The 12,741-nt window shown below is 72.7% G+C and carries 8 protein-coding genes; 7 read left to right on the forward strand and 1 reads right to left on the reverse strand.

Going from position 1 to position 12,741, the window contains the following annotated elements; translation table 11 throughout:
- Positions 1-5 precede the first annotated feature (5 nt).
- The 5 genes from ACF08W_RS19105 to ACF08W_RS19125 all read left to right on the forward strand — a co-directional run bounded on the left by ACF08W_RS19105 (position 6) and on the right by ACF08W_RS19125 (position 9,108).
- Entirely contained in the window at positions 6-1,508 is a 1,503-nt protein-coding gene (locus ACF08W_RS19105; protein WP_392279912.1) for a PLP-dependent aminotransferase family protein, read from the forward strand.
- A gap of 92 nt (positions 1,509-1,600) precedes the next feature.
- On the forward strand, positions 1,601-3,181 hold the full coding sequence (locus ACF08W_RS19110) for an alkaline phosphatase D family protein (protein WP_392279913.1): 1,581 nt from the start codon (positions 1,601-1,603) through the stop codon (positions 3,179-3,181).
- Between the two features lie 73 nt (positions 3,182-3,254).
- Entirely contained in the window at positions 3,255-4,628 is a 1,374-nt protein-coding gene (locus tag ACF08W_RS19115) for an SWIM zinc finger family protein (protein ID WP_392279914.1), read from the forward strand.
- Positions 4,625-7,294: a DUF6493 family protein gene (locus ACF08W_RS19120; protein WP_392279915.1), complete on the forward strand. Its 2,670-nt coding sequence runs from the start codon at positions 4,625-4,627 to the stop codon at positions 7,292-7,294. Before ACF08W_RS19115 ends, ACF08W_RS19120 begins: the two co-directional genes overlap by 4 nt.
- Before the next feature lie 335 nt (positions 7,295-7,629).
- Complete coding sequence (locus ACF08W_RS19125; protein WP_392279916.1) at positions 7,630-9,108, forward strand: GNAT family N-acetyltransferase; 1,479 nt, start codon at positions 7,630-7,632, stop codon at positions 9,106-9,108.
- Here ACF08W_RS19125 and ACF08W_RS19130 read toward each other — a convergent pair.
- Positions 9,076-10,314: a trans-sulfuration enzyme family protein gene (locus ACF08W_RS19130; protein ID WP_392279917.1), complete on the reverse strand. Its 1,239-nt coding sequence runs from the start codon at positions 10,312-10,314 to the stop codon at positions 9,076-9,078. The genes ACF08W_RS19125 and ACF08W_RS19130 overlap by 33 nt on opposite strands.
- Before the next feature lie 59 nt (positions 10,315-10,373).
- On the opposite strand from ACF08W_RS19130, the gene ACF08W_RS19135 reads away from it, so the two are divergent.
- Positions 10,374-10,886 (forward strand): Lrp/AsnC family transcriptional regulator, encoded by a 513-nt coding sequence (locus tag ACF08W_RS19135; RefSeq protein ID WP_392279918.1) that lies wholly within the window; start codon positions 10,374-10,376, stop codon positions 10,884-10,886.
- Between the two features lie 164 nt (positions 10,887-11,050).
- Positions 11,051-12,736, forward strand: coding sequence for a DUF885 domain-containing protein (locus ACF08W_RS19140; protein ID WP_392279919.1), 1,686 nt, complete (start codon positions 11,051-11,053; stop codon positions 12,734-12,736).
- The last annotated feature ends 5 nt before the right edge of the window (positions 12,737-12,741 follow it).

Genomic DNA, 12,741 nt, shown 5'->3' on the forward strand with positions numbered 1-12,741 from the left:
CTTCCATGACGTCTTCGGGGACCAATTCGGCGTCCGGCCCGCAGGCGGCCGGTGCACGCGTCACCGGCCCACGGACGGACGGCACACGGGCCGGCGGGTTCGGCTCCGCCGCCTGGGAGCTGCTGCTTCCGGCCGCCGACGCACCGGTTCGCCGACGTGGCCGCGCTCTGCAGTCGGCCCTGCGTGAGGCCGTGCGTTCCGGCCGTCTCGCGCCGGGCACCCGGCTGCCGTCCAGCCGTGCGCTCGCCACTGATCTGCGGGTTTCGCGCGGGCTGGTGACCGAGGCGTACGAGCAGTTGACGGCCGAGGGCTATCTGCGCAGTGGACGCGGCGCGGGAACATGGGTGAGTGGCGCGGTCCGTGCCCCGGCGCCCGGGGCTCGTGATCTGGCGCCGCGCGCCCCGGGCGTACGCGTGGACTTCCGGCCGGGCACTCCCGATCTGTCGCTGTTCCCGCGCGGCGCCTGGGCCGCCGCCCACCGTTCGGTGCTCGGCCGGTTGCCGCACGACGCGCTCGGCTACCCCGACCCGCGCGGTCTGCCCGCGCTGCGGGACGCCCTGGCGGCCCTGTTGTCCAGGCGCCGCGGGGTGGTCGCCGATCCGGAGCGCCTGGTGGTGTGCTCAGGCGTGGCCCAGGCGACGACCCTGCTGGGGTTCGTCCTGCACGGACGGGGTGCACGGAGCGTCGGCGTGGAGGACCCCGGAAGCCCCGAGCACGCCGACCTGTTCGCGTCGGCGGGGATCACCGCCGTCGGCCTGCCGCTCGACGACGAGGGGCTCGCGGTCGAGCCCCTCGTGCGCTCGGGCGTACGCGCGGTCGTCACCACGCCAGCCCACCAGTTCCCCACCGGAATCGCCTACTCCGCGCAGCGTCGCGGCAGGCTTCTGGAGTGGGCCCGCGAGGTGGACGGGCTGATCGTCGAGGACGACTACGACGGCGACTTCCGCTACGACCGGGCGGCCGTCGGCGCGCTCCAGGGGCTCGACCCGGAGCATGTCGCCTACACCGGATCGGTCAGTAAATCGCTGGCCCCCGGGCTGCGGCTGGGCTGGCTGCTCGCGCCCGCGGCCATGACCGAGGAGATCGTCGCCCGTAAACGCACCATGGACCTGGGCAACCCCTCCCTCGACCAGGCGGTGCTCGCCGACTTCATCGTCCGGGGCGGCTACGACCGGCAGTTGCGCCGCTGCCAGCGCGCCTACCGCGAGCGCCGGGACGCGCTCACGTCGGCGCTGGCGGAACACTTCCCCGGGGCCGAGGTCAGCGGGATCGCCGCCGGTCTCCACGTCATCGTCGATCTGCCGGAGCGGTACGGGCCCGAGCCGCTCTTCCTGGCGCGGGCGTCCGGGGCCGGAATCGCCCTGCGGCCGCTCAGTACCTGCGGCACCGCGGCGCCCGGGCAGGGGGCCGTCCGGCTGGTCGTCGGCTACGCCCATCTGTCTCCGCAGGAGATCGGGACAGGGGTACGGCTACTGGCCGATTCTCGACGGCGCCGGGAGTTCATCTGAGGTTGGCGTGCCCGCTGCCGAGGGGCACGAAGGTGGGAGCGTCCGACGAGCCACCCGTTCGTTCCGCCGACCGCTGCCCGAAAGGCGCCCCGATGCCGAACCGCCCCCCGTTCCCGTCCCCTGCCCGTCGCAGTGTGCTGCGTGGTTCGCTCGCCGCGTCGGCCGCGCTCGCACTCCCCGCGGTGGGCGCCGCCGCCCCCGCCTTCGCGCTGTCCGGTCGACCGCGCGCGGAGTGGGGTGTGCAGGTGGGCGATGTCACCTCCTCGTCCGCGCTGGTCTGGGTGCGGTCGGACCGGCCGGCCCGGATGATCGTGGAGACCTCGGCCACGGAGTCGTTCCGGCGTTCCCGCACCTGGCACGGCCCGCTCGTCGGCCCCGGCACCGACTTCACCGGGACGACACCGCTGTACGGGCTGCCGCCGGGCGAGCAGGTGCACTACCGGGTGACCCTCGCCGACCCCCACGACCCCCGGCGCACCGGGAAGCCGGTGCACGGGACCTTCCGGACGGCGCCCGCCCGACGCCGGGACGGGGTGCGTTTCCTCTGGTCGGGGGATATCGCGGGGCAGGGCTGGGGCATCAATCCGGACATCGGCGGCTATGTGGTGTACGACGAGATGCGCCGCCTCGCCCCGGACTTCTTCCTCTGCAGCGGTGACAACATCTACGCGGACGGGGTGATCGAACCGAGCGTGACGCTGCCCGACGGACGGGTCTGGCGCAATGTCACCACCGAGGAGAAGGCCAAGGTCGCCGAGACCCTCGCCGAGTACCGCGGGAACTTCCGCTACAACCTGCTCGACCACAATCTGCGCGCGTTCAACGCCCAGGTGCCCTCGATCGTGCAGTGGGACGACCACGAGGTGCGCAACAACTGGTACCCCGGGCAGATCCTCGACGACGCCCGGTACACCGAGAAGAACGTGGACGTGCTCGCGGCCCGTTCGATGCGGGCCTTCCGCGAGTACTTCCCGGTGTCCACGCTGCACTCCCGGTCCGGGGACGGACGGGTGCACCGGGTCGTCCGGCACGGTCCGCTGCTCGACGTGTTCGTCCTCGACATGCGCTCGTTCCGCAACGCCAACTCCCCCGGCCGGCAGCCCGACGACACGACGGGCATCCTGGGCGCGGAGCAGCTCAGGTGGCTCAAGAACGAGCTGTCCCGGTCCCGCGCGGTGTGGAAGGTGATCGCCGCCGACATGCCGCTCGGACTGGTGGTCACCGACGGCGCCACGGACTTCGAGGCGGTGGCCCAGGGCGACCCCGGAAAGCCGCTCGGGCGCGAGTTGCAGATCGCGGAGCTGCTGCGGTTCATCAAGCACCGTCGGATCACCGGAACGGTCTGGCTGACGGCCGACGTGCACTACACCTCGGCACAGCACTACGCGCCGGAGCGCGCGGCGTTCAAGGACTTCGCACCGTTCTGGGAGTTCGTCTCGGGGCCGCTCGCGGCCGGCCAGTTCCAGGCCAACGACCTTGACGCGACCTTCGGCCCCGACCGGGTGTTCGTGCGCGCGCCCGACCGGCCGAACGTGTCGCCGATGGAGGCGCCGCAGTACTTCGGCGAGGTCGACATCGACGGCGGCAGCGGTGAGTTGACCGTACGACTGCGGGCCCAGGGTGGTTCCGTGCTGTTCACCAAGGTGCTGCAGCCGGGGCGCGTCGGGCAGTGATCCGCCGGCGGACGAACGGCGTTCGGCCCCCGGCCGGGGGTCGATTGTCAGTGGTGGGTTCTACGGTTTTCCCATGACCCGATCCGTTCAGGCACTGGCCTACGCACGCTCGTCCGCCCTGGAGTCCTCGCAGGCCGGGCCGCTCCTCGGGCTGGAGACCGCCGGGGGCCTCACCCCCCGGGGCGCCGAGCCCCACCCGCGGTTCTTCTCCGGTTTCCTCACCTCTCCGGCGATCGCGGCCCGGGGGTTGCTCGCCGTGGCGGACGTCGCGTCCGCGCGGTACTACCAGCGCACGCTGCCGTCCTCGCTCGACCCGGTCGTGACGGGCAACGGGGACCGTCTGCGCTTCGAGTCGTTCTCCGGCTGCTGCGGCGTGTACGCGCGCCTCGATGTGCTCCAGGAGGGTCTGGACGGCGGGCGGACGGACCACGGCACCACCAATGTGGATGTCAACAATCCGTTGCGGGAGGCGCTTTCGCGGATATCGGGGGACGATCCGCTGCATCTGCGGGTGGGCCCGGAGGAGATGGCCGTGACCACGCTGGACGGTCCGGTCGTGGAGAAGAAGGTGCCGTTGCCCGACCGGTGGCTGCGCGGATTCGCGGAGGCGCAGGTGGCCTCCGCCGGGTTCGACCTGCGGGCCGAGCTGCCGGCCGCCGAGGCCGTGCGGTTCCTGCGCTCGCTGCCCCGTTCGTCGGGGAACTCCTCGCGCGGGGCCCGGTGGGTGGTGCCCGCCGGAAAGACGCTCCGGCCGACGACCCGGCCGGTGGCGGGGGCCGTGTGCCTGCCGGGCCCCGAGCGGCTGGGCGCACTGCAGCGGGTGCTGCGCCACGCCACCTCCCTGCGGGTGTACGGGCCGGCCGGCGGCGGGGCCGCGACCGCGAGCGCCTGGGAGGCCGTACTGCCGGGGATGCGGCTCACGCTGACGCTCTCGCCGGACGTCTCGCGCGGGTTCTCCGGTGAGGGCGGGGTGCTGGAGGCGCTGGCCACCGACGACGCGGCGGCCGACGCCGAGCTGGTGTCCGTGCTGCTGGCCTGGGAGCCCCGGATCGACACCGCGGACCTGGCGGCCCAGTCCGGCCTCACGGTGGAGCGGGTCCGGGCGGCGCTGACCCGGCTGGGGACGGCGGGCCGGGTCGGCTACGACCTCGCGGACGCGGCGTACTTCCACCGGGAGCTGCCGTACGACGCGGACCGGGCCGAGCGGCACAATCCGCGTCTCGTGGCGGCCCGGCAGCTGGCCGGTTCGGGCGCGGTGGTGCTCGACGCGGACACGGCGGCCGTGACATCGGGTGATCATCGGTACCAGGTGAGGGAGAAGGACGGCGTGCTGAGTTGTACCTGCACATGGTGGGCGGACTACCGCGGGCGGCGCGGCCCGTGCAAGCACGCGCTGGCCGTCCGGATGGTCCGGCGCGGGGCGCTGGTCGCCGGAGGTGCGCGATGAGCGAGCTGATGACCGCCGTACGGGAGTCGCGCGCACACGAGCTGCCGACTCTGCTGGCCAGGATGGACACGGCGCAACGCCGTGCGGCACTGGTCGAGTTGAAGGCCCTCCGCAAGGAGAAGCGGGGCTGGAGCTGGGACAGTCAGAGAAAGGTCATCAAGCCGCTGCTCGTGGCCGGTGCGGGCTGTCACACCGGAGCGGCGGCCTGTGCCACCTGGATCGCGGGCCGGGACCTGCTGGGCTGGGACCGCCCTCCCTTCGCCCTGGTCGTCGCGGCCATGGCGGACCGTGACCCGGAGTGGCTCGGCGATGTCGCGCACCGGCTGGCGGCCCGGCCCACGACGGCGGAGATCACCTACGACCTGATCTCCCGGCTGGTACGGAAGTCCCAGTGCGCGGTGCCCACGACGGAGGGCTTCGTGCGGGGCTGGCTCCAGACGGTGTCGTCCCACCAGTGGCAGCGGAAGAAGAGGGAGCCGTTCATCGACATGCTCCGGGCCGACCCGTTCGCACCGGTGCTGCTGCCGCGGATCTTCGAGGTACAGGAGCTGCCGCCGCAGATGCTCTGGGCCTACGAGACCGATGACGAGCGCCGCTGGGACGTCACCCTCGCTTCGCTCCCCGAGGCGGGTCTGCTGGAGCGCCCGGCGCTCGTCGACGGCTGCGTGACCCGGCTGCTCCGTGGCGGAAAGCCGGGTGAGCAGCGCTTCTTCCTCAGTACGCTGCGTCTTCTCGCCCTGACCGAGCAGGAGGAGGCGGAGCGGATCCCGGACTGGGTCGGGATGGCCTCGGACGCGATGTCCACCGTCGCCGCCCATGCCCAGCAGGTGCTCGGCCGGCTGGACGAGTGCGGCAGGCTCTCCGTGCGGACGCTGGCGGAGATGTCGGGCGCCGTGCTGTTCCGCACCGAGAAGAAGCTGGTCCGGTCCCAGCTCGTGCTGCTCGGTAAGGCGCTGCGCCGTGATCCGTCGGCCGCCGACGAGCTGCTGCCCGTGGTGGTGGGCGCCTTCGAGCACGAGGACATCGACGTACGGGAGCGGGCGCTCAAGCTCGTGGGCCGTCATCTGCCGGCCACGGGAGCCGGGGTGCGGGAGGAGCTCGCCCTGTCGGCATCGCTGCTCGGCCCGGCACACCGCGCGCTGGTGGCCGAGGTGTTCGGCACCTCGGCGGTCGGGGAGCCGGAGGCGGAGGAGTACGAGGAGGTGCTGCCCCCGGCGCCGGTCGCCCGGCGCCTCGACCCGGCGCCCGTGTCGCTTCCCGAGCTGGTCGAGGACGTGGTGGTGCTGGGCCGCGCGTCCGCGCCGGAGGTCCCGGTCTTCGAGCGGGTACTGGACGGCCTGGTGCGCCATGCCCACACCGACCGGTCGGCACTGGTCGGGGCGTTGCGCGACGCGCTGACGGGCCAATGGTGGATGACCGGCGGATCGGGGGAGGGCGATCTGCCGCACTGGTCCGTACGGCAGTTCCGCGCGGCGGAGGGGATCGAGCCGGTCCTGGCCGTACTGCTCGGGTATCTCTCACCCCAGGTCGTGGCGGACGAGCTCGCGGCCTGGACGGGTACGGGGTCCTGCATCCACGACTCCCTGCAGGGGGTTTCGCGGACCCGGGTGTGGGATGCCGCCGATGCCGTGCTGACCGGCGATCGCCCGTTCCTGGTGGCGACCCCGACCCGGCACACCGGCTCGCTGGACCCCGCGGTACTGGTCGAACGGCTGCGGGAGTACCGGCGGCTCGGCCTGCGGCCCGGCCAGACCGACTTCGCCCAGGCCCTGCTGCGGGTGCGGCGTCGTGGGCAGGACGGGGCAGCGGCGGAGGCCGAGTCGCTGGGAACGTCCGAGGGCGAGCGGCTGACCGCCTGGCTGCGGGCCGACGAGCCGCTCGCCGAGGTGCACCGTTTCGATCTGGAGAAGAAGATCAGGAGGGGGCAGACGGTCGAGCGGTCGCACCGGATCCTGCTGGCCACCAAGGAGCGCCCGTTCGTCAAGGAGGTGCTCCCGCGCTCCTTCCACTGGCTCGGGCAGGCGCGGATCCCGACGCACAGCCCGTGCTACCACTGGGACGCGCGTCAGGAGATCTGGACCGCCGTCCTGCCGGAGGACGCCGAGACCCTGGCCGCCTGGCTGCTGCCGCACGCGGCGAACGACGTGGTCGAGGAGATCGAGAACGACATACGGTCGCTGACACTGCTCACCGAGCTCGACGGCCCGGCGGGCGAGGCCCTTCATCTGACGCTGGCTTATGAGCTGGGTGCCCGGTATCCCGAGGACCGTCTGGCCGCGGTGGACGCCCTGCTGATTCTCGCCACCCAGCAGCGGCTCGACGCGGCGCTGCTCGGCGACCGGATCTCGGTCCTGCTCGGCCACGGGCTGATCAAGCCCAACCGTCTCGCGGACTCCGTCCGCACCGCCGCCCTCACCGGCGCGTACCGGACGGTGCTCTCCGTCCTGATCGGAGTGCTGCCCGGGGTGCTGGCGCACGAGAAGGCTCCACGCGGGGCGGGCGACCTGCTCGGCGTGGCGGCGGAGTGCGTCGAGCACTGCGGTACGACGGGGGCCGGAGACATACCGGGGCTCGCGGAGACCGCCGCGCGTGGCGGGTCCTCGCAGCTGGTCCGGCAGGCCAAGCGGCTGGCGGAGGCGTGGAAGGCCGGTGTCGCGGGGAAGTGACGGCCCCGCCCCTCGGAAGGGGCGGCCCCCGGGAGGGCGGCCTCCGGAAGGGCGATCTTCGGAACGGGTGCACCCGGGATCGATGACTGCCCGGAACCCGGGGGCGCCCGGAGCCGACGGCCGCCCCCGGATGCCCGTGGTGGCCGCTCGGAGCCCACGGGCATCCGGGCCCCAGATAGGTTCGGCCCCAGAAAGGTTCGGCCCCAGAAAAATTCGGGCCCAGGAACGTTCGGAACCCAGGGACGAAATCGACCTGAAAGGGATCAGGCGCACATGTAACCCATCGGTCACAGCGTGTTCGTGGTCAGGCAACAACTCTCGGTCAGAGTGAGTGCATGACTGACACGACATCCGCGAAGACCGCCCATCGCCGCCACCACTGGCGGCGGGACGTGATCGAGCTGGCCGCGGTCTTCACCGCGGTCGCGGTGGCCGACGCCGTCGCGAACCTGATCGGTCACCAGCCGGGCGGGCCGTACCTGTTGATCGTCTCGGCGCTGGCGCTGGCGGTGACGGCCGGGTTCCACACCTGGTGGGCCCGCCGCCACAGCCACGCCCCGCCACCGCACGACACCACCGGCGCAAGTCCGGCCCCGGCCCCGGCCACATTCCCGTCCCCGTCCGACACGGACACCGGTGCCGAGGTTGAATCCGGCGCCGGCACCGACACCGGCACCGGGGCGCGGGCGGTGGCCGGTGCGGGCCGGGCACAGACCGTCGAGGGCACAGCGCTGTGGCGGATGCGGACCACGGTCCGGGATGTCCCCGGCAGCCTGGCCGTGGTGTGCGCCGCCCTCGCCCGGCACCGGGTGGACATCCTCACCCTCCAGACCCACCCGCTGGCCCGGGGCACGGTGGACGAGTTCCTGCTGCGCGCCCCCGCACGGCTTCCCGCGCGGGAGCTCGGCCGGGCGGTCTCCACGGCCGGGGGCAGTTCGACCTGGATCGAGCGGGCCGACGCCCACGATCTGGTCGACGCCCCGACCCGCGTCCTGGGCCTCGCCACCCGTACAGCACTCGATGCCGCCGAACTCCCCTTGGCCCTGCGGCAGTTGCTCGGCCGGTGCACCATTCGCTCGCTGCCCGCCGTCTCGGCCACCGGCCGGAGGACCGGCGCGGTCACCCCCGTCGAAGGAGTGCTGGAGGAAACGGTGATGCGGCTGCACGACCCCTCGGGAGGCGCCCTCACGGTCGAGCGACCGCATCTTCCGTTCACTCCGACCGAGTTCGCCCGGGCACGTGCCCTGGTCGAACTCGATGCCAGGCTCGGCCCCCGTGTCCCACGCGGCGCGCAGGTGCTCACCCTGCCCGAGGGCAACGAGATCACCGTACGCCGTGCCGACCCGACCGACCTCCCGGCCGCACGCGCGATGCACGACCGCTGCTCCGACCAGACGCTGCGGATGCGCTACCACGGTCCGGTCCAGGACGCCGACCGCTACCTCGACCACCTCCTCGGCCCCCGCTTCGGCCGCACCCTCGCCGTACAGACCGCCTCGGGCCGGCTGGTCGCGCTCGGCCACCTGCTCTGGGACGGTGACGAGACCGAGGTGGCCCTCCTCGTCGAGGACGACTGGCAGCGCCGCGGCATCGGCTCCGAGCTCCTGCGCCGACTGGTCGCACTCGCGATCGAGGCCGGTTGCGAGAGCGTCTACGCCGTCACCCAGGCATCGAACACCGGAATGGTCGCGGCCATGCGCTCGCTCGCCCTTCCGCTGGACTACCAGATCGAGGAGGGCACCCTGGTCGTCACGGCCCGGCTGGACGCGACGCCGGTCCGTTCACTGCCCCCGTACGAGCAGGCCGGCCGCTGACTGACCGGTCGCTGACTGGCCGGTCGCGGCCACCGGGTGCTCGGCGTACTGCGCGCCGAGCGCCTGGTCGAGGTCGGCCCACAGGTCCTCCACGTCCTCCAGGCCGACCGACATCCGCAGCAGCCGGTCCCCGACGCCGGAGGCGTGCCGGTCCCCCTCGTCCACGATGCGGTGGCTGATGGAGGCCGGGTGCTGGATCAGGGTGTCCACGCTGCCGAGGCTGACCGCCGGTGTGACGAGCCGTACGGCCGAGATCACCCGGTGCGGATCGCCGTGCACCTCGAACGAGACCATCGCACCGCCCAGTTCCGGGTAGTGGACCCGGGCGACACGCGGATCGGCGGTCAGCCTGCGGGAGAGTTCGGCGGCGGTCGCGGACGCCGCCCGTACCCGTACCGGAAGGGTGGCCAGGCCCCGCAGCAGCAGGAATCCGGCCATCGGGTGCAGCACTCCCCCGGTGGCGAAGCGCACCTGTCGCAGCCGGGCCGCGAACTCCTCGTCGCAGGCCACCACACCGCCCATCACATCGCCGTGCCCACCGAGGTACTTGGTGGCGCTGTGCAGCACGATCCGGGCGCCGTGCTCGACGGGCCGCTGGAGCACCGGCGTGGCGAAGGTGTTGTCGACGAGCAGCGGCACCGAACCGCAGGAGTGGGCGACCGCCCGGATGTCCACCTCGGCGAGCGTCGGATTGGCGGGGGTCTCCACCACCACCAGCCCGGTCTCCGGGCGGATCGCCTCGGCGATGCCCGCCGGGTCGGTCCAGGTCACCTCCGTACCCAGCAGCCCCGCGCCGAGCAGGTGGTCGCTGCATCCGTAGAGCGGGCGGACGGCGACCACATGACGCAGTCCCATGCTCGCGCGGGCCAGCAGCACGGCGGTCAGGGCCGCCATTCCGCTGGCGAACGCGACGGCGCTCTCCGTTCCTTCGAGCCGGGCGAGGGCGGTCTCGAACCGGGCCGTCGTCGGGTTGTCCAGCCGCGCGTAGACGGGCGGTCCTTCGAGCCGGGCGCCGGTCGTGGCGAAGGTGTCGATCCGCTCCGCCTCGGCCCGGGAGTCGTACGACGGGTAGGTGGTGGACAGATCGATCGGCGGGGTGTGCAGTCCGAGGGCGGCGAGGTCGTCGCGGCCCGCGTGCACGGCTTCGGTGGCGAGCGCCCGGGACCGGTCGGGAACCGGGGGCGCCGTCGGGGTTTCGGTGTCCATGCCCCCACTCTGAACATGTACCGGCCGGTCCGGCGCAACGCCCGTGCTACGTTCGGCCAATGGCCGATTCTGTCGCTCTCGACCCGGTGGACCTGCACATTCTGCGGCTGCTGCAGAACGATGCCCGGACCACGTACCGAGAACTGGCCGCCGAGGTCGGGGTGGCTCCGTCGACCTGTCTGGACCGGGTGGCCAGACTGCGCCGCTCGGGCGTCATTCTCGGCCACCAGCTGCGGCTGGACCCGGCACGGCTCGGCCGGAGTCTGGAGGCGCTGCTCTCCGTACAGGTCCGGCCGCACCGCAGGGAGCTCATCGGCCCGTTCGTCGAGCGCATCAGGGCACTGCCGGAGTCCCGCGCACTGTTCCATCTGACCGGCCCCGACGACTATCTGGTCCATGTCGCGGTCACCGGCACGGCCGATCTGCAGCGTCTGGTGCTGGACGAGTTCACCTCCCGCCGCGAGGTGGCGCGGGTCGAGACGAGGCTGATATTCCAGCAGTGGGAGTGCGGTCCGCTGCTGCCACCGGCCGCGGAGCCACCGGAACCGGACCGCAGGGACCGGACGACGTGACGCAGGACCGGACAAAAACATGACGCGGGGGCCGAACGGCCGCACAACCGGACCGCCGGGCCGCCGGGCCGCCGGGGCCCAACGACGCGAAGCGGCGGCCCGGCCATGTGACGCGGCGGCGTAACGATGTGACGCGGAGGCCGTCGCCGTACGAGGATGTCCGCATGTCAGACACTCCCAGCAGCGCGCTGCCCCGTCAGGTCGCCGACGCCTACGTCGACGCGTTCATCGAACTCGATCCGGTCTCCGGAACATATCTGGGTGTCGCGGAGAGTTCGCGCCGCCTTCCCGACTTCTCCCCCGCCGGGCAGGAGGCCCTCGCCGAGCTCGCCCGGACCACCCTGGCGAAGCTCGACGCCGCCGAACAACTGCCCGGCGCGGACAGCGAGGTCGAGCGCCGCTGTGGCCGGCTGCTGCGCGAGCGCCTCACGGCGGAACTCGCCGTTCACGAGGCCGGTGAAGGGCTGTGCACCGTCTCCAACCTGTCCTCCCCGGCACACAGCGTCCGTGAGGTGTTCACGGTGACGCCGACCGACACCGACGAGGACTGGGCCGCGATCGTGGACCGGCTCAACGCGGTGCCCGCCTCCCTGGAGGGCTACCGCGCCTCGCTGGCGCTCGGTCTGGAGCGCGGGCTGTACGGCGGTCCGCGCGCCACGGCCACGTTCATCGGCCAGCTCGACGAGTGGGCGGGCCAGGGCCGTGACGGCTTCTTCCAGGAATTCGTGGCCGAGGGCCCGCAGGCGCTGCGCGCCGACCTGGACAAGGGCGCCGATCGGGCCACGGAGGCGGTCGCGTCCCTCCGCGACTGGATGCGCGACGTCTACGCCCCGGCGGTCGAGGGCGCGCCCGACACGGTGGGCCGCGAGCGCTACGCGCGCTGGGTGCGGTACTTCAACGGCACCGACCTGGATCTCGACGAGGCGTACGCGTACGGCTGGTCCGAGTACCACCGGCTGCTCGGCGAGATGCGGACCGAGGCCGAGAAGGTGCTGCCCGGTGCCGGCCCGTGGGAGGCGCTGGCCCACCTCGATGTGCACGGCACGCACATCGAGGGGGTGGACGAGGTGCAGGCCTGGCTGCAGAAGCTGATGGACGAGGCGATCGAGGCACTCGACGGCACCCACTTCGAACTCGCCGAGCGGGTACGGAAGGTGGAGTCCCGGATCGCCCCGCCCGGCGGCGCGGCCGCCCCCTACTACACGGGCCCCTCCGAGGACTTCTCCCGTCCCGGGCGCACCTGGCTCCCCACGATGGGCGAGACCCGGTTCCCGGTGTACGACCTGGTGTCGACCTGGTACCACGAGGGGGTGCCCGGTCACCATCTCCAGATCGCGCAGTGGGTGCACGTGGCCGACAGCCTCTCCCGCTACCAGGCGTCGATCGGCGGGGTCAGCGCCAACTGCGAGGGCTGGGCGCTCTACGCGGAGCGGCTGATGGACGAGCTGGGCTTCCTGCCGGACGCGGAGCGCCGGCTCGGTTACCTGGACGCGCAGATGATGCGGGCCTGCCGGGTGATCGTGGACATCGGCATGCACGCGGGGATGGAGATCCCGGCGGACTCCCCCTTCCACCCGGGCGAGCGCTGGACCCCGGAGCTGGCGCAGGAGTTCTTCGGCAGCCACAGCGGACGCCCCGCCGACTTCGTGGAGAGCGAGCTGACCCGCTACCTCTCGATGCCGGGGCAGGCCATCGGCTACAAGCTGGGCGAGCGGGCCTGGCTGCTGGGCCGGGAGAACGCCCGCAAGGCGCACGGCGACGCCTTCGACGCCAAGTCCTGGCACATGGCGGCGCTGTCGCAGGGTCCGCTCGGGCTCGACGACCTCGTCGAGGAGCTGTCCCGGCTCTGACCGCC

The sequence above is a fragment of the Streptomyces sp. NPDC015144 genome, from assembly GCF_043079735.1.
Taxonomy (GTDB): domain Bacteria; phylum Actinomycetota; class Actinomycetes; order Streptomycetales; family Streptomycetaceae; genus Streptomyces.

Coding starts and splice junctions, on each gene's coding strand:
- ACF08W_RS19110 (WP_392279913.1), top strand. CDS start 1,601: ATGCCGAACCGCCCCCCGTTCCCGTCCCCTGCCCGTCGCAGTGTGCTG.
- ACF08W_RS19120 (WP_392279915.1), top strand. CDS start 4,625: ATGAGCGAGCTGATGACCGCCGTACGGGAGTCGCGCGCACACGAGCTG.
- ACF08W_RS19140 (WP_392279919.1), top strand. CDS start 11,051: ATGTCAGACACTCCCAGCAGCGCGCTGCCCCGTCAGGTCGCCGACGCC.
- ACF08W_RS19105 (WP_392279912.1), top strand. CDS start 6: ATGACGTCTTCGGGGACCAATTCGGCGTCCGGCCCGCAGGCGGCCGGT.
- ACF08W_RS19135 (WP_392279918.1), top strand. CDS start 10,374: ATGGCCGATTCTGTCGCTCTCGACCCGGTGGACCTGCACATTCTGCGG.
- ACF08W_RS19125 (WP_392279916.1), top strand. CDS start 7,630: ATGACTGACACGACATCCGCGAAGACCGCCCATCGCCGCCACCACTGG.
- ACF08W_RS19115 (WP_392279914.1), top strand. CDS start 3,255: ATGACCCGATCCGTTCAGGCACTGGCCTACGCACGCTCGTCCGCCCTG.
- ACF08W_RS19130 (WP_392279917.1), bottom strand. CDS start 10,314: ATGGACACCGAAACCCCGACGGCGCCCCCGGTTCCCGACCGGTCCCGG.